Annotated in this window: 15 protein-coding genes, 1 tRNA gene and 1 CRISPR repeat array; of the genes, 9 read left to right on the top strand and 7 right to left on the bottom strand. The window is 71.3% G+C overall.

From position 1 onward, the window contains the following. Window positions 1-372: 372 nt before the first annotated feature. Complete coding sequence (locus ACVMYR_RS05345; RefSeq protein ID WP_457121301.1) at window positions 373-1098, top strand: IucA/IucC family C-terminal-domain containing protein; 726 nt, start codon at window positions 373-375, stop codon at window positions 1096-1098. Window positions 1099-1174: 76 nt separating this feature from the next. Here the strand turns inward: ACVMYR_RS05345 and ACVMYR_RS05340 are convergent, their stop codons facing one another. After that, complete coding sequence (locus ACVMYR_RS05340; RefSeq protein ID WP_457121215.1) at window positions 1175-3025, bottom strand: hypothetical protein; 1851 nt, start codon at window positions 3023-3025, stop codon at window positions 1175-1177. Between the two features lie 211 nt (window positions 3026-3236). Here ACVMYR_RS05340 and ACVMYR_RS05335 point away from each other — a divergent pair, with 211 nt between their 5' ends. Then, entirely contained in the window at window positions 3237-3947 is a 711-nt protein-coding gene (locus ACVMYR_RS05335) for a class I SAM-dependent methyltransferase (protein WP_043960820.1), read from the top strand. A gap of 108 nt (window positions 3948-4055) precedes the next feature. Here the strand turns inward: ACVMYR_RS05335 and ACVMYR_RS05330 are convergent, their stop codons facing one another. From ACVMYR_RS05330 to ACVMYR_RS05305, 6 genes are all read right to left on the bottom strand, one after another. Further along, window positions 4056-4589 carry a YbhB/YbcL family Raf kinase inhibitor-like protein gene (locus ACVMYR_RS05330; RefSeq protein ID WP_457121214.1) on the bottom strand — a complete coding sequence of 178 codons (534 nt, stop codon included), beginning with the start codon at window positions 4587-4589 and terminating at the stop codon, window positions 4056-4058. A 143-nt stretch (window positions 4590-4732) separates the two neighbouring features. Next, window positions 4733-5125 carry a type II toxin-antitoxin system VapC family toxin gene (locus ACVMYR_RS05325; protein WP_457121213.1) on the bottom strand — a complete coding sequence of 131 codons (393 nt, stop codon included), beginning with the start codon at window positions 5123-5125 and terminating at the stop codon, window positions 4733-4735. After that, the gene (locus ACVMYR_RS05320; RefSeq protein WP_077935201.1) at window positions 5122-5388 is read right to left on the bottom strand and encodes a ribbon-helix-helix domain-containing protein; all 267 of its coding nucleotides are present in this window, start codon (window positions 5386-5388) and stop codon (window positions 5122-5124) included. Before ACVMYR_RS05320 ends, ACVMYR_RS05325 begins: the two co-directional genes overlap by 4 nt. Before the next feature lie 80 nt (window positions 5389-5468). Next, window positions 5469-5553 (bottom strand) — tRNA-Ser (locus ACVMYR_RS05315). Between the two features lie 648 nt (window positions 5554-6201). After that, window positions 6202-7328: a CRISPR direct-repeat array (repeat unit 28 nt; unit sequence GGATCACCCCCGCGTGCGCGGGGAACAG). Window positions 7329-7508: 180 nt separating this feature from the next. Continuing rightward, a complete protein-coding gene (locus tag ACVMYR_RS05310) occupies window positions 7509-8321 on the bottom strand; it encodes a protein phosphatase 2C domain-containing protein (protein WP_457121212.1) in 813 nt (270 codons plus the stop codon). Between the two features lie 5 nt (window positions 8322-8326). Then, the gene (locus ACVMYR_RS05305; RefSeq protein ID WP_457121211.1) at window positions 8327-9157 is read right to left on the bottom strand and encodes an RNA polymerase sigma factor; all 831 of its coding nucleotides are present in this window, start codon (window positions 9155-9157) and stop codon (window positions 8327-8329) included. A 713-nt stretch (window positions 9158-9870) separates the two neighbouring features. Between ACVMYR_RS05305 and ACVMYR_RS05300 the strand changes: the two genes are divergently transcribed. From ACVMYR_RS05300 to ACVMYR_RS05270, 7 genes are all read left to right on the top strand, one after another. After that, window positions 9871-10137: a DUF6284 family protein gene (locus ACVMYR_RS05300; RefSeq protein ID WP_457121210.1), complete on the top strand. Its 267-nt coding sequence runs from the start codon at window positions 9871-9873 to the stop codon at window positions 10135-10137. Further along, window positions 10137-10523, top strand: a complete 387-nt coding sequence (locus ACVMYR_RS05295; RefSeq protein ID WP_457121209.1) for an RRQRL motif-containing zinc-binding protein — start codon at window positions 10137-10139, stop codon at window positions 10521-10523. The genes ACVMYR_RS05300 and ACVMYR_RS05295 overlap by 1 nt, the downstream gene beginning before the upstream one ends. Further along, window positions 10520-11419, top strand: coding sequence for a DUF2637 domain-containing protein (locus ACVMYR_RS05290; RefSeq protein WP_457121208.1), 900 nt, complete (start codon window positions 10520-10522; stop codon window positions 11417-11419). The genes ACVMYR_RS05295 and ACVMYR_RS05290 overlap by 4 nt, the downstream gene beginning before the upstream one ends. A gap of 92 nt (window positions 11420-11511) precedes the next feature. After that, window positions 11512-11973 carry a Pycsar system effector family protein gene (locus ACVMYR_RS05285; RefSeq protein ID WP_457121207.1) on the top strand — a complete coding sequence of 154 codons (462 nt, stop codon included), beginning with the start codon at window positions 11512-11514 and terminating at the stop codon, window positions 11971-11973. Window positions 11974-12018: 45 nt separating this feature from the next. Next, entirely contained in the window at window positions 12019-12264 is a 246-nt protein-coding gene (locus ACVMYR_RS05280) for a hypothetical protein (RefSeq protein WP_457121300.1), read from the top strand. Further along, window positions 12261-13610, top strand: a complete 1350-nt coding sequence (locus ACVMYR_RS05275) for a hypothetical protein (RefSeq protein ID WP_457121206.1) — start codon at window positions 12261-12263, stop codon at window positions 13608-13610. The genes ACVMYR_RS05280 and ACVMYR_RS05275 overlap by 4 nt, the downstream gene beginning before the upstream one ends. After that, window positions 13610-15817: a hypothetical protein gene (locus ACVMYR_RS05270; protein WP_457121205.1), complete on the top strand. Its 2208-nt coding sequence runs from the start codon at window positions 13610-13612 to the stop codon at window positions 15815-15817. Before ACVMYR_RS05275 ends, ACVMYR_RS05270 begins: the two co-directional genes overlap by 1 nt. Window positions 15818-15951 lie beyond the last annotated feature (134 nt).

Genomic DNA, 15951 nt, shown 5'->3' with positions numbered 1-15951 from the left:
GACAATTCACCCACGAACGTCAATCATTTCGCGACCCGAGCCCGGCCTCGCGCCTCCCGCCGCCCCCGGGCTTCCGCCCGCCGGCCCTGCGGCTCGACCGCCACCCCGGGCCGCGGGCCCCGCGTTTCCGCCGCCCCGGGCCGGGTAGTAGCGGCGCATGACCCTCCCGGTCGACGGGCCGCCGGAGTGACCGGAGCCTCCCTCCAGCACCCAGGTGAGGCTTTCCTTATCCGACCGGGATGGTTAGGCTAGCCTTAGTTCACTGGCCGGCGTGTCCGGCGGGCGCAGAGGCGGGGGGATCAGGTGACAGCGGTGCTGCCCACGCGGGAGACCGCGACGCCGCTCGCCCCGGTGACCGCCACCCTGCGCGCCATGTTCGGCACCGACGACCTGCCCGGTCTCGCCCCAGGGCTGCTCGTCACCGACGACCGGTTCGGCTGGGCCCCGGCCACCACCCTCGTCGACGGCAGCCGGCTGCCCGAGCTGCTCGCGGCCGCCGCGCTGCGCTGGGGCGGCACCCCGCACGCCTGCGCCGCCCTGGCCTGGAAGTCGTACAGCTACTGGGCGGCCCTGCCGGCCGTCCTCGGCTGGGCGGCGGCCCGCCGGGTGCCGCTGCTCGACCCCGCCGACGTGTTGATCCACTTTGAGGACCATCGCCCGCTGGTCACCCTCGGGCTGCGCCGGTCGACCACCGTCGCGGTGCTCCCCGGCGACCCGCTGGCCCTCGCGGGGCTCCCCGAGATCCGGGTCGTCGCCGACGAGGCCGCGCTCCTGGCCGCGCTTCGCGCCTCGCTGCTCGACGCCCACCTCGCCCCGCTGGTCGCCGCCATCCAGGCCGAGGTCCGCATCGGCGCCCGTACGCTGCTCGGCTCCGTCGCCTCCGGCATCGCGCACGGCGTCCTGCGGGCGGCCGACGCGCTGCCCGGCCCCGCGGCCCGGCACGTGGAGACGCTGCTCGACGCGCTCGACCTGGCGGACCTGGTCGAGCTGGTGCCCGGCCCGGCCGGCGAGCCGACGGTCCAGCGCCGCACCTGCTGCCTCGCGTTCACGCTGCCCCGGCCCAAGGTCTGCCAGGGCTGCTGCCTCCGCACCGCCTGACCCGCCACCGCCTCCGCTGGCCCCCCCGCCCGCGCCCACCAACCGCCCCCGCTCGCCAACCGCCCGCGGCCGGGCTTCAGTTCGTCAGCGGGCGGACGTCCCACACCCAGGCCCCGCCGGTGTACGTGGGGCGGATGCCGGTCAGCTCGGTCATGCCCCGGCGCAGCGCGTCGGCGTGCTCGTGCGGGCCGAGCACGACCACCCCCGCCCGCCAGTACCGCAGGTCGTCCACGGCGCTCACCCGGGTCAGCGGGGTGACCGGGGGCACCTGGCCGGTGCGCCGGATGGTGATGAAGAAGCTGCTGGTGGGGCGGGGCGGCGCGGTGAACAGGGCGATCCGCCCCTCCGGTGCCCGGGGGCGGGTGTCCGGCCCGAGGAAGTAGCCGCGCGCCAGCGGCAGGTCCAGCCCGGTGGCCGCCGACCAGCGCAGCGGGTCCGGGTAGTCGGTGTCGGGAAGTGGCAGGGTGACCACACTGCGGCCGCCGGCCACGTACGGACGCCAGGCGCCGGAGGTGACGAACTCGGGCACGGGGTCGAGGCGGGCCGAGGGCAGCGGGGTGGGGAACGCGGGGAGCAGCGCCATGGTCAGCACGGTGGCGGTGGCGAAGCGGATCTGCGGCCGGGCGGCGGGGTGGTCCCGGGCGAGCCGGCGGGCGCGGTCCGCGCCGAGCGCGAGCAGCACCCCGACGATCGGTACGGTCGCCAGCGCCCACCGGGTCGGCACCACGGAGTGCAGGATCGGCAGGTCCTCCAGCGCGGCCCAGGGGCCGGCGACCCCGGTGGCCCGGCCCTCGAACTGGATCTCGCGGCCGAGCGAGAGGACGGCGAAGAGGAGGCCGACCGCAGCAAGGCCGAGCACCACGGGGCTGCGCCGCAGCCACCATACGATTGCGCCCACCAGCACGACGAGCGGCCAGCCGAAGAAGCCGTTCTCCTCGGTGGGGTTCTTCACCAGCTCCCGGTTGGCCTCCGGGTTCCCCGCGACCGACTCGCGGGCGAACGCGGTGAACGCGGCCAGGTCGGTGCGGTAGCCGCGGATCAGCCGGGACAACCCCTCGTAGGCGCCAGGGCCGAAGAACTGCACATACAGCGGGTAGGCCAACAGGGCGGCGGAGAGAACGGCGGCGACCGCGAGGCCGGCGAGGAAGGGCCGGGCCTGCCGGCGCAGGTCGGGCCGGCCGAGGGCGAGCGCGACGACCACGACGCCGAGCCCGATCGCGGTCATCAGCAGGATCTCCAGGTTGATGAACGCCTGCCAGACGATCACGAGGCCGAGCAGCACGCCGTTGCGCAGCCACCGGCCCCCGTCCGCCAGCCGCAGGGTGCGCCAGACGATGAGCGGCACGACGAACTGGCTGACGATGTTGGGGTGGGCGTTGGCGTGCGACACCATCGCGGGGGCGAAGGCGCAGAAGCCGGCACCGAGCCAGGCCGGCCCCCGGGCGCCGATCAGCACCCGGGAGAGCACGAAGTACCAGGCGGTCGCGGTGGCGATCATGCCGCCGGTGAGAAAGACCAGGAATGCAGTACGCGGACCGAACAGGACGGTGATCGGCGTCATTGGCAATGAAATGGACAATACGGATGTATTAGCCATCAGATTCACGCCGTCCGGCACGTTCATCCGGTCCGAACCGAACGGGTATGCGAAATCGGTCACCACGCGCGCGCCGTGCGCCAGCATCCATTCGAAGAGCGCCTGATCGGATCGGTTGTCCCGCACCCCGTGCGCCGGGTTCGACCAGAAGCGCAGCGTCACCCAGAACGCGATCAGCGCGAAGCTGAGCACGGCGGCGGCGTCCACCCAGCGGCCCCGACGGGTCGCCGCAACACCGGCCCGCCGCTCTTCGCGGGCGCCCTGCGCCGGGGAGCCGCCCTCGCCGCCCCCGGCCTCGCCGTCGGGGCGGCCCGATTGATTAGTAGTCATGACAATTCGTAGAGTAGTCAGGGTTTGGCACTGACGTGACATGTTTCTGGGGACTGGCGTACTATGTGCCGGGTTCGCCGACCGCCGATCTCGTGCCCACCCCCGACCGCAATTCGGCCACTTCGGTGCCCCGATTTCCCCGCCGTCCGCTTCGGATGGTTCACTCTGTCGGTCCCGGGGCAGGTCGAGTCACACCGTGAGGAATCGACGCATGGCAGATATCACTGGGGATCAGCGAGTCCAGTCCGAGGTCCTCGAGGGGCTCGCGACGGCGGTCAACCACCGCAGGTGGTTCGTCGAACTGGCCGTCCCGCACCTCGGTGACAACCCTATCGAGATCGGCAGCGGGCTGGGCGACTACGCCCTGGAGTGGTCGGCGCACCTTCCCCGGTTCACGGCCACCGAGGCCGACCCGGATCGGCTGATCGCGCTGAAGGAGCGCCTCGCCGAGCAGCCGACCATCGAGGTGCGGCAGATGCTGCTGCCGCACTCCGAGCGGGGGGACTACAGCGCCGCCGTCTCGTACAACGTGCTGGAGCACATCGAGGACCACGTGGGCGCGCTGCGCAGCATGCGCGACCTGGTCCGGCCCGGCGGCAACGTGATCATCATCGTGCCGGCGTTCGAGTTCGCGATGAGCCCGGCGGACATCGCCACCGGCCACGTCCGGCGGTACACGAAGAAGACCCTGGCCGCCGCGATGACCGAGGCCGGCCTGACCGTGGAGAAGATCCACTACGCGAACGCGCTCGGCCTGATCGGCTACTTCATGGCGACCAAGGTCTTCCGGCTGATGCCGAAGGAGGGCCCGATGGTCAAGGTCTACGACACCCTGGTCCTCCCGGCGACCAAGGCCGCCGAGCAGCTGGTCCGCCCCCCGTTCGGCCAGTCCGTCTTCGCCGTCGCCCGGGTCCCCGCCTGACCCGAACCCCCTCCTGCGGCGATCTTGCACTTAGGGCCCCGACAGAACGGGCAAAGGCCGCGAGCGGCGGGCCCCAAGTGCAAGATCGCGGGAACGGGTGGGGCTGGGTCAGTCCTTGACCTGGTACGTCGGGCGGATCACCGCCCGGGCCAGGGTGTGGAAGGCCAGGTTGAAGCCCACGTACGCGCAGCTCGCCCCCGCGCCCACGTCGAGGCGCTCGACGTCGACCGCGTGCACGGCGAAGACGTACCGGTGCGGGCGGTCGCCGGCGGGCGGGGCGGCCCCACCGAACCCGGTGTCGCCGTAGTCGTTGCGGACGCTGAACGCGCCGCCCAGGTCGGCCTCCTTGACGCCCCGGGGCAGCTCGGTCACCGAGGCGGGCACGTCAACCAGGACCCAGTGCCAGAAGCCGCTGCCGGTCGGCGCGTCCGGGTCGAAGCAGGTCACCACGAAGCTCTTCGTCTCGGCTGGGAAGCCCGACCAGGCCAGGTGGGGCGAGACGTTCTCGCCGCCGACGCTGCCGTGGGCGTACCGGGCGGCCATCGGCTCGCCGTTGTGCACGTCGTCGCTGGTCAGGGCGAACGACGCGACGGTGGGCAGCAGCTCGTACGGGTCCGGGGCGATCGGTCGTTCCAGGGACATCGGGATGGTCCTTCCGGTGGGCGCGATTTCCTGCGCCCCTTCTTACCCCGCGACGTCCCGCCTATCGACCACCGGCACGCTTTCGGTCCCTTATCGTCGCGCTGCCTGCAAAGCCCTTGACGCGACGGTGTCTGCATCCACCATCAGAGGCGGCGGATGACCAACCCGGGCTTGACGTCTGCGGCCGCCGACAGTTGCGCGATGTCCTCGGGGTCGCTGGTGAACACGATGCCACCGCAGGCCAGGGCAACATTGACCACGCAGGCGTCGACCACGTCACGCGTGCCCGCCTTGCCGCACAGGACACCGGCCGCCTTCGCCAGCTCGACCCCGACCGGAACGACCTCGCAACTGTGCAGGAACCGGCCGAGCTGGACCTGCCGACGGGCATCGTGCCACGCCTGGCCCACCACGACGGACGGGATGAGCAGGCGTCGCCCCTCCTCCACGGCCAGGTGGTGGATAACCCACATCCGCCGGTCGTTGCCGTCGATCGCGAGCAGCACCCCGGCGTCGTAGACGTAGGGAATGCTCACGCGGCAGCTTGCCCTGCGGCACCGAGCGCCTGGGCGTCGGCGGCGGCCATCTCGGCGCGCGCTGCGGCGAGTTCCTCCACCGTGAACGCTCCATGCTCGGCTTGCCACTCCGCGACCAACCGTCGACCAACCCGCCGCCGGAGTTCGCTCTCCGCTGCGCTGGCGACCAGCCTCGACAGCGGCACCCCATCCTCACTAGCGGCCGCGCCGAGCGCTTCGACCAACTCTTCGGGGAGGGTGACGGTGATCTTCCTAGAAGCCATACAATCACCATACCGCGATATGGCGGGCCACCACATCGTGCCTCGGCACCCCTTCATGGGTGTTTCCGCTGCTCAGGAGGCGGAGGGTGTGGGATTCGAACCCACGAAGACATCGCTGCCTTACCGGTTTTCAAGACCGAGAGTCACACGGCGCTGACCTGCTCCAACGAAACCTGATCGGTGACAGCCGACACGTACACGACGTGGAGGGAGCGAAAGTAGAGCGCGGGGAACAGCGCTCACCTTCGGTCGCCCCGGACGTGTAGTCCGGATCGCCCCCGCGTGCGCGGGAACAGCCGGCGATCCGGACCGTGTCCCACTCCCGACCCGGATCACCCCCGCGTGCGCGGGGAACAGTGCGTCGCCGTCGCGGACGCGCTGAGCCCGTGGGGATCACCCCCGCGTGCGCGGGAAACAGGGGTCCGGCAAGGCTCGGCGTGTACGCGATCGGGGATCACCCCCGCGTGCGCGGGGAACAGGCGGTGCCGTGCCGGTCGATCGCATCGATCAGCGGATCACCCCCGCGTGCGCGGGGAACAGGCGGTGCCGTGCCGGTCGATCGCATCGATCAGCGGATCACCCCCGCGTACGCGGGGAACAGTCCGCCTTGCGGGTGGCCAGTACCGTGCCCGGGGGATCACCCCCGCGTGCGCGGGAACAGCTGGTGCCGGAGGTGAATCCGAACAGTCGCCGCGGATCACCCCCGCGTGCGCGGGAACAGGCGGCCCGCTACAACCTGCCGGCGACGCTGGCGGGATCACCCCGGGTGCGCGGGGAACAGTCGCCCGGCTCGCCACCCTGGCGAGAACCGGACGGATCACCCCCGCGTGCGCGGGGAACAGCTCCAGCGTCAGCACGAGCTGGAGCGGAAGAGCGGATCACCCCCGCGTGCGCAGGGAACAGGGCCACGGCCGACCGGGCATCCCACGCCGCTTCGGATCACCCCCGCGTGCGCGGGGAACAGCGCAACCCCCAGGCTCGTGGGCCAGGTGGACCGGGATCACCCCCGCGTGCGCGGGGAACAGGGCAGTCCGTACCGAGCACGGGTGCGCTCTCTCGGATCACCCCCGCGTGCGCGGGGAACAGAGCAGGAACACCCCTTGCGGCCATTCCACCCAGGGATCACCCCCGCGTGCGCGGGGAACAGATCACGTTACCGATCAGGTCCGACAGTTCCCCCGGATCACCCCCGCGTGCGCGGGGAACAGGCGTCTCCCCTGCCATACACCTACCTTTCGTAGGGATCACCCCCGCGTGCGCGGGGAACAGTTCGGGCCGGCGACCTGGCAGGCGTACCGCACCGGATCACCCCCGCGTGCGCGGGGAACAGCCCGAGGTGCGGGCCAACGCGATGGCGACGATCGGATCACCCCCGCGTGCGCGGGGAACAGTGCCGCTCGGTGTGGCCGCAGGCGCGGATCTCGGGATCACCCCCGCGTGCGCGGGGAACAGTTCCACACGATCGCTCGGGAGCGACTGCGGGAGGGATCACCCCCGCGTGCGCGGGGAACAGTGATCGGCCTCGTACGGGTGCGGGGCGAGGCGGGGATCACCCCCGCGTGCGCGGGGAACAGCGGCCGTCGACCTCCGCGCACGGCCCGCACGTGGGATCACCCCCGCGTGCGCGGGGAACAGACGCCGTCGACGTCGTACAGGTTGTCGGACACCGGATCACCCCCGCGTGCGCGGGGAACAGTACGAGCCGGCGCGCATCCAGGTGAGGTGGGCGGGATCACCCCCGCGTGCGCGGGGAACAGAAGCGGGTGCGTCGGTACGCGATAGGCGTATCCGGATCACCCCCGCGTGCGCGGGGAACAGACGGTCAGCCAGGCGATCAGCTTCGCGAGCTGCGGATCACCCCCGCGTGCGCGGGGAACAGACGGTCAGCCAGGCGATCAGCTTCGCGAGCTGCGGATCACCCCCGCGTGCGCGGGGAACAGACTTCCTGACCTGGACCGCTAAAGATCAACAACGCCGATTTCATTCACTTTCCCGCCCAAGATCCCTCCGCCCGTGCCGCCCGGCTGCTGGTAACAAGGTACCGCTGACTCGCTGCGCTTGGTGCGCACCGCCGCGCCCCCGGTGACCGGACGACCGCGCGGCAGGCCGAAGAGTGGAATCTATCGAGGGTCGGCTACGTATACGAGCGTAGCGTCATCGCTCTTCTTATTGCGCGGCCATTGGAGGGCGACCGGATCGGACTCTTCGAGCTGGCGCACGCGCCGGAGCGCCTCGGTTGGCCCTTGATGCTCCAATAGGTCGAGCATTTCCCTCCAGCTAACGTCATTGAACATCCGCACAAGCCTTGCAGCCCCATCGGTCAACAGGACCGACCGAGTGACGGTTTCGATGGGCACTGCCTCAACGATTGCGTGACTAACGACCGTAGGATCTGCTGCCGAAACCCAGAAGCCACCCTCAGCATTTCGGGCGGCTAGCTCAGCATGCTTCATTCGAATCAGGGCATCGGCTTTCTCGACCGATCCGATCGGGTATTCGTCCGCTTCTCGACGCTCTGCCTGCGCAGTCTTGTCTACCCGGTCATCGATGATGACACTTAGGTGCGAGTCGGAGGCAAGGATGATGCCGACATCTCCGAGAACCAGGTATTCGAGGTGACTCGGCGTGCGCCGGAGAACGGCCACGGCAGCCGAAGGTGTGCCGGGACTCGTTAGGTCGCAGTCGGGGTGCTTCTCAGCAACAACCTTGATCGCCGTTGCCAATGCTGCCGGCAACGCGACTGACGGATCGCTTGCCTGTGCTGAGACTGCGGCTCCGAGCTGCGCTGCATACCAGGAGACGCCGTGGATGCAACCGGTGTCGGTCCGGGCGGTCGCACCGTCTAGCACCACGACCAGATTTGGCGATGCCGAGAACCAGTCTTCATTGAGCTTGTCTGCCTTGGACGGCTCTGACGCTGCAAGGATTCGCATGCTTCTCAGCTCTCGTGGCGATAGATCGGAGTTACGCGCTCGCAGGAAAGAATCTTCCTTGGGTTGGCCGGGTCGTACTCGCAGCGAACCACCATCGAGAATCGGCGGCTCTTAAGCTCCTTATGGAGCTGAGCAAGGTTATTGGCGACGAAGTGAGCAGCGCCTAGCGTTCCCTGTGCGTGGGTGCCCGCGAGGTAAAGGAACGATCCCTTGCCATCAGGTCGGGGCAAGCGACCAACATAGCCGTAGTCCGCCGATTGCCCGTCGTCGCGGGGAGAGCGGTATTCGGTTTCGCCGTCGATAAGGTACCAACCGCGTTCGTCTGAGCCGAACCGCAGATGCGGATCTGCTTCCATCACCTGACCCACGAAAGGCAAGAGTCGTGGCGAGGTAAGGACAATGAGGTTCGGGCGATTCAGGTGCACGAACCCTGGGGGCGGTACTACCTCGTAGTTGGCATCTAGTCCGACCGTCCGGGCCAGGTCCGCTAGGACGTTGTAGGCCGCGAAGCTCTCGGCCGAGAGCATGTCGCCCGGGTCGTGCCGACCAGACTCCTGCTTTCCGCCGATGGCAACCGTCAGCCGACCGGTGCCGAGGAAGGCGCGTTCGGGCCGGGTGCCAGCGGACAGCAGTTGCGAGACCCGCGACCGAGACATGTCGAGCAGGTCTGCGATCTGCGCCTGCGTCATGCCGTCGACCAGGAGCTGCTCAAGGGCTTCCCGCCGGATCCGTGACAGCTCGGCGATCGCGGCTTGGTAGTCCTCGATCAGCGTGTGCGCCGCCTTTGCTCGCTCTCGCGTGTCGCCCACGGTGGCTACCGCTGCGGGGTCCTTCACCCGGCGCTCCCTTCGTCAAGGGGGCTAATTCTACCCGAGCTGCCTTGACCCGCCCGAACGCCTGCCGTCCTGTCAGTGGGGGCGAACTGGCTTGTTAAGGGGGGTTGACTGGCCTTGGCGGGGCGTGTTCAACTTGTCGCCACCACCCCCCTGGATCCCAGGGTTTAGGGGGGTGAACCTGCCGGTTGGTTGGCGGCGTCGGCGTTGCGGCTTCGGCTGCGGCGTGCGCGTACGGGCTGCCGTGTGCACGTTCATTGAGAACTTCACAGCACGAAGCGCCGCGTTGATTCGTCTGCGGTATGCCTGCCTTGATCCACACGGTGGCCGACCTCGGTAGATCCCGAGCGAGCGGGCCGAGTGGGCGGATCTGGCGCGCGGTTGCTTCTGCCACTGATCGCTCCCTGTGTTGGGCGGGGGCCGCGCTGTTAGAGGGCGCGGCGTACGCCCCAGGGGGTTCCCCGGCCCGCTGTGTTCGGGCCGTGCGTGACCGGGGCGTGATCGCCCCGCGCTGTCTACCTGACCTGACCTGTAGGGAGAGGTGATCTCGCTATGTCCGTGCTCGCTGCGTGTGTCCGCGTCACGACCAAGTCCAGCGCCACCTGGCGCACCTGCACCGCGTGCCGGGGCCTCGCCCCGCTGGCCCCCGACGAGCAGCACTGCCGGCCCTGCCGGCAGCCGTCGCGCTCTCGCCGTACCGGAAGGAACCGATCGAAGTGACCACCGACCACGACGCCACCACGGGGCCGACCGCCGCCGACCTGGCCGCGATCAAGCAGGAGTGGCCGTTGATCGCGGCCAACCTGGACCTGCTCGACGCCGAGATCGCGATGCTCTACGCCGCCGACGACGGCGGGCCGACCGCGCTGGACTGGCGCAGGCTGCGCCGGGCTGAGGCCCGGGTGACCCGCGCCGCCGCCGAGTTGTCCGCTCGTCCCACGCACGTCTGTCCCGCTGGCCAGAGCGCGTCGCGGGTTGCCTGATGTCGCGGATCCGGGCCGCGTACTGGGATCCGGACGGCGACCGTTACGGCATTCCTACCTTTTGGTGGAGAGGTGCCCCGCCCGGCTACGCCACCCGCCGTCAGTTGCGCGCCGCCGGCCTGCGCCCCGCCGGGCAGCCGGTCGCCGCTCAGGTGCTCTGGCGTGGCGTCGGCGGCACCCGTACGGCGTACCTGTACCGGGTTGATCTGGCACGGCCGAAGCGCACCGCTACCCCCGCCCAGCTCCGCGCCGTCCGCGCCGCGTTAACCGCGCGCCGTACCTGCCGCATCTGCGGCCATGAGCGGCCCTACTACATCCCGCGCTCGCTCGGCGAGTGCCTGACCTGCGCCGACCCGGCCGCGTTTCCTGAGGAGGAAGCAGCATGACCGCCCCGACCATCAACGGCACCCGCTATCCGCAGCCGGTGGAGACGCTGCTGCCGGCCGCCCGTGATCTGCCGCTGCCCGCCGGGCAGGAGTTCCCGTCGCGGAACCGGTTGATGCGGGAGTTCCGCATTGGCGCGGCGAAGGCTGACGACCTGCTCGCCCGCCTCAAGTCCGAGCACGCCGACCGTACCCGGGCCGAGACGCTGCGCACCGCGATGATCGTGCGCGGCGCGCTGCTGACCCCCGAGACGACCGCCGACGAACCTGCCGCGCCCCGGCTGGACTACCCGGAGCCGATCGGCCCGAACCCGGCCCCCCCGCCGATCGTGGCCGAGCAGACCACGCCGGCCCCGCAGGCCCCGGCCGTCGCCGTGGACAGCGCGCCGGTCGAGCAGGTCGAGCAGGTCACGGTGGTCAGTCACCCGGGCACGAAGATCAGCCCCGGCCGGGCCGGCAATCGGGCCCAGGGCCGGGGGTGGGCCTACGTCGGGGTGATCCTGGGCGGGGTGGTGTCGATCGCGGCGAACGTGGCGCACACCTACCTGCCGAAGCCGCCCGACGGCGCACCGCTCGGGTGGGCCCCGGACCCGGGGTGGTCCCCGTCGCCCCTGGCGGTGGCGTTGTCGGTGTTCTGGCCGGTGGCCCTGTTCGTCGCGGTGGAGATCCTGACCCGCATCCCCTGGGGCGAGGGATTCAGTTCCGTGGTCGCCCGGGTCGCCGGTGTGCTGCCGGTCGCGGTGGTCGCCGCCGTGGTGTCTTACCGGCACCTGTCCGGGCTGCTGGAGCACTTCGGCGAGGACCCGCTCACCATCGCCATCGGCCCCCTCGCCGTCGACGGCCTGATGGTCATGGCGTCGGCCGCGCTGCTGGTCACGAACCGCCGTAGCCGTAGCTAACCCCGCCCGGCGGCACAGCCCCTACGGCCTGGAAACCAGTGCTGTGCCGCCGGTCCGGTCACCCAACCCAATGTGAAGGGAGGGCACCTCTGATGGTGCCAGACACCACGTTCCTCACCGCCGAGCTGGCCACCGTGCGCGCCGAGCTGGTCCGCGTAGACGCGAAAGCGTCGACGTTGCTCACGCTCGCCGGCACCGCCCTCACCGTCGGCCTGGCCGTGCTGGCCCGCGCCGACTTGCCCGGCCCCGCCCTCGCCACCGGCGCCCCAACGGTCGGGGTGATCGGTGTCGCGGTCGGGTTGCTGGCCGGCGCGGTCCGCCCGTCCCTCGGCGGCGGGCACGGCCTGATCCGCTACGCCACCAGCGCGCCGGGGGACCTGATGACCGACGCCGCGCTGCCGCCGCTGAGCATGGCGTCCCTGCGAGCACACGAGCTGGTGTGGCTGTCCCGAACCACGGTGGCCAAGTACCGGCGGGTTCGTATCGCCGTCGACCTGCTGCTGTCCGGCCTGGCCGGCACCGCCGTCACCGCAGCCCTGGTCCTGCTCGGCTGACCGGCGCTCAACCGCTACCCCTTCCAACGAGAGGAGGCACCGGTGATGGTGCCGAGAAGTGAGCAGATTGACCGGCCGCGCGTGGCTGCGGCGGCGGTCGGGTCGAAGGATTCGCGGGCGGGGTTGGCCGTTGGATTGACGGTCGGCGGCCCGGTGGTCGTGTTCGCTACCGGGTTCGGGCTGGCACGCGATGCGCAGCTCACCGGGTGGCTGTTGCTGGCCCTGCTGATCGCGGCCGGTGGTTACGGGATCGTGCGGTGGTTGCTGCGCTGCCGGGCGGGTCGCCGGTGAGTACCGACACGATCGAGGCCACCGACACGACCGACGCCACGCCGCCCACCACCGACCCGGACCCGGACCACGGTGGCGACGCCGGGGGCGATGGCCTGCCCCTGGCCGACAGCGACGCGCCGGGCGCAGAGCCGACCGCCGACGACACCGGGGGTGACCCGCCGGACGGTGACGGCCCGTCCGGGTTTCCCGGTGGGGCGTTGCTGCTTTCTGCCGCTGACGTCCTGGCCGTGGGTGGTGGGGCGGTGTGGGCCGGTGCCGGTGGTGTCGGTGCGCTGCTGCTGGCCGCCGCCGCGACCGCCGCCGCCGGACTCGCCATGGCCGACCGTAAGAGCAAACGCGACCGCAAGCGCGACGCCGCCGGCCGTACCGGTCAGGTGGCGCGGTCGTCGCGGCGGGCCGCTGCCGCTGGCGGTATCCCCACGACCACCCGGGGTCGGGGTCGGGCCGGCGGCGGGAAGGGCACCCCCGGTGGCGGGCTGTTCGGCCGGGGCAGGCCCGGCGGGAAGAGCAGCGGCGCGGGCCGCCCTGCCGCCGGTGGCCTGGGCAGACCCACCGGCCGCAAGGGTGCTGGTGGCACCGGCGGCGGTGGGCTGTTCGGGCGGACCAAGCCCCGCACGGGCAACGGCTCCACCGGCGGTGGGCTGTTCGGCCGGGGCAAGCCCACCGGCGGGAAGGGCACCTCCGGGGGTGGGCTGTTCGGACGCGGCAGGCCCGGCGCGGGCAAGGGCGGCACCGGCGGTGGCCTGTTCGGCCGGGGCAGCCCTAGCAAGGGCCGGAAGCCGCAGCCGATCACGGGCGTGCGTCCCCGCACGGGTGCCACACCCCGCGGCATGTCCACCGGCCCGAAGCCGACGCCGAAGCCGATCGGCGGCCCGGAGGAAGCCGCCCGCCTCGCCGAGGAAGCCCGCAAGGCGCGGAAGGCCAGCGAGCGTAACAACCCCACGAACGGCAACGGCCCGGCCGGTCAGGTCGGGTCGCTGGAGATCACCGCTGGAGGTGGCGCACCTATGGGTAACTTCCCTCTCCCCGGGGCCGCATCGGAGTTCCGATCGGCCGCGAGCAGGTACACCCCCGATGACATGTACGAGTTCGGGGCGCACCTGGCGCAGATGCCCGCCGCGATGCTCGACATCGCCGAGGGCTTGAAGGCGATGGCGTTGCGCACCCACGCCGAGCGGCCCGTCGACCCGCGCGTCGTGGAAGCCCTCGCCGCGCTCTACCAGGTTCAGCGGGCCACGATCGCCGCCGCCGAGACGATCGCCCCGGTGTTCCGCAAGGTCCACGAACGCGACCTGGCCCGCAAGGAAGCCCCGCGCACCAACGAGCAGGAGTGGAACGTTTGATGACCACCACCGACACCAACCCGCAGATGGTGCCCCCGGCCAGCGTGCCGGGGGCCACCCCCAACCCGACCACCAACCCCACCGCCGCTGGGAAGCCGGCCCGGGGGCGGGCCATGTCGTGGGCCGCCTACGCCTTGTCCACCTGGCACTGGCGGCACCCACACCCCGCCTGGGGCACGTTGAACGCGGCCGGGGCCACCCTGGGCGCGGCGAGCATCGCCGCTGCCGCGCAGGTGCCCGGCCCGTTCGCCGCGATCGGCGGGGCGCTCGGTGCGGCCGGCGCGGTCGCCGCCGGCATGGCCGACGACCTGCCCGGCCACCGGCTGCTGTGGCGCGGCTGCTGCTGGATGATGCCCGGCGCATGGGCGACCACCGCCCTGATGACGGATGCGGTGTGGTCGGGGTGGGCGGTCGGTACCCTCGCCGCCGGCACCGCCGGGTTCGGCACCGTCGCTACCGCCATCGGCCGTACTCGCCGCCGCCGCGCCACCGCCGCCCAGCAGCACGCCGCCGCCATGGACGCCGCCGCGCGCCGCGACCGGGTCGCCGCCGTGTGGGAAGCCCGCATCGCCCGCGTCACCGACGTCAAGGTGAGGGTGCGCAACGTGCAGGGGTGGGCGACCCGCACCGGGTTCACCCTCGACGCCGACCTCCCGCCGGGCGGTGCGACGTGGCGGGACATCGCCCGCCGCACCGAAGGCTTGGCCGCTGACGCCCGGCTGCCGCACGGCTGCGAGGTCACCGTCGAACCCGGCGACAGCCGCGGCGCGGTGCTGCTGCACGTCTCCACCGTCAACGCCCTCGCCCAGGATCACTACCTGGACGACTACAGCCCCCTATCGATCAACAACCCCCTGGCGATCGGGCCGCTGCGCAACGGCGAACAGGCCGTGATCAACCTGCGTTACGCCTGCGGTGTGCTGGTCGGACAGACCGACAGCGGGAAGACCAACCAGTTGCAGACCATCAACACGCAGCTCGTGCGGTGCGTGGACACCCTCGTGTGGCAGATCGACCTGGCCGGCGGTGGGCTGTCCCGGCCGTGGGTCACCCCCTACGCCGAGGGCCGCGCGCCCCGCCCCGCTGTGGACTGGGTCGCTACCAGCATCGGCGAGGCGGAGATCATGGTTCGCGCCGCGATCGAGATCATCAACGGTCGTAAGCCCGCGTATCAGCAGCGGATGCGGGCGGCGAACGACGACAAGATCCCGGTCGGGCCGGACCTGCCCGAGATCGTGATCGTGGTCGACGAGATCAAGACCGTGCCGCCGCACATCGTGAACATGCTCGCCCAGATCAGCGACACCGGCCGCGCCGCCGGAGTCCGCACCCTGTGCTGCGCGCTGCGCGCCACCGACGACTACCTGCCCATCGCCATCAAGGAGCAGGCCCGGATCAGGATCGGGATGCGGGTCACGGATGAGAAGGAACTGAACTACCTGTTCGGCTGGAAGTACAACATCGACGCCGAAGCCGCCCCCTACCAGGGCTGCGGGTTTCTGCTCGCCGGCAACCCCGGCGAGGCCGCGCCGATGCCGTTCAAGGGTTACCGCACCGACCCCAACCGGATCGACGCCGCCGCCGTCGCGGTCGCCCCCTGGCGACCCGACCTCGACGCCATCTCGGCGCAGCTCGCCGGCAAGGTCGCGGTCAAGGGCACCCGCGCCTACACGGATCGGTGGGCGCGCACCATGCCGACCCTGTTTACCGCCCCCATCACCATCACCCCACCCGCGACCGCTCCGGCCGCGACCGCCCCGACCGCCCCGGCCACCGGCACCCCGCCGGCCGGCGGGGGCGCGGGAGCGGATATCGCCCACCTGTTCGACCCGATCCCCGGCGACACCCTCGACGCCGCCCTCGACCGGTTCAAGACCATCGCCGCTCGCAACGTCAGCGAACTCGGCATCGACATGACCGCCGCCCTCAACCACCTCAACCCGGTGCCGGAGTTGCTGACCCGCGCGCTGGAGGCCACCGACGCCAACGGTGGACGCATCCACACCGGAGAACTCGCTACCCGCCTCGACATGGACCCGGCCACCCTCGGCACCGAACTCAACCGGCTCCTGCGAGAGGTCGGCGTCGAGCGGCACAACGCCACCGGCAGCGTCCGCATCGGCGACGCGGTCAAGCCCGGATACCACTCCGCGACGCTGCGTGACGCCATCGACGCCTACCGCACCGGCGGACAGCGCGCCGCCTAGCCCCACACAAACCCGCGTGTGGGTCACACACCACCACCCCCACACACCCGTGTGACCCACACGCCCTGTCCCACCCCCCGTCCCACGCCCTGACCTGCCCGTGAGGGCGTGTCACCCACACACCACAACAGGGG

The sequence above is a fragment of the Micromonospora sp. PTRAS2 genome, from assembly GCF_054052245.1.
Note: the sequence above shows the minus strand (reverse complement) of the source record. Positions and strands in the feature narration are given on the sequence as shown.

Excerpts from the sequence above, each read along its gene's own strand:
- ACVMYR_RS05345 (WP_457121301.1), top strand. The coding sequence starts at position 373 with ATGTTCGGCACCGACGACCTGCCCGGTCTCGCCCCAGGGCTGCTCGTC.
- ACVMYR_RS05340 (WP_457121215.1), bottom strand. The coding sequence starts at position 3,025 with ATGACTACTAATCAATCGGGCCGCCCCGACGGCGAGGCCGGGGGCGGC.
- ACVMYR_RS05335 (WP_043960820.1), top strand. The coding sequence starts at position 3,237 with ATGGCAGATATCACTGGGGATCAGCGAGTCCAGTCCGAGGTCCTCGAG.
- ACVMYR_RS05330 (WP_457121214.1), bottom strand. The coding sequence starts at position 4,589 with ATGTCCCTGGAACGACCGATCGCCCCGGACCCGTACGAGCTGCTGCCC.
- ACVMYR_RS05320 (WP_077935201.1), bottom strand. The coding sequence starts at position 5,388 with ATGGCTTCTAGGAAGATCACCGTCACCCTCCCCGAAGAGTTGGTCGAA.
- ACVMYR_RS05310 (WP_457121212.1), bottom strand. The coding sequence starts at position 8,321 with ATGCGAATCCTTGCAGCGTCAGAGCCGTCCAAGGCAGACAAGCTCAAT.
- ACVMYR_RS05295 (WP_457121209.1), top strand. The coding sequence starts at position 10,137 with ATGTCGCGGATCCGGGCCGCGTACTGGGATCCGGACGGCGACCGTTAC.
- ACVMYR_RS05290 (WP_457121208.1), top strand. The coding sequence starts at position 10,520 with ATGACCGCCCCGACCATCAACGGCACCCGCTATCCGCAGCCGGTGGAG.
- ACVMYR_RS05285 (WP_457121207.1), top strand. The coding sequence starts at position 11,512 with ATGGTGCCAGACACCACGTTCCTCACCGCCGAGCTGGCCACCGTGCGC.
- ACVMYR_RS05280 (WP_457121300.1), top strand. The coding sequence starts at position 12,019 with ATGGTGCCGAGAAGTGAGCAGATTGACCGGCCGCGCGTGGCTGCGGCG.
- ACVMYR_RS05270 (WP_457121205.1), top strand. The coding sequence starts at position 13,610 with ATGACCACCACCGACACCAACCCGCAGATGGTGCCCCCGGCCAGCGTG.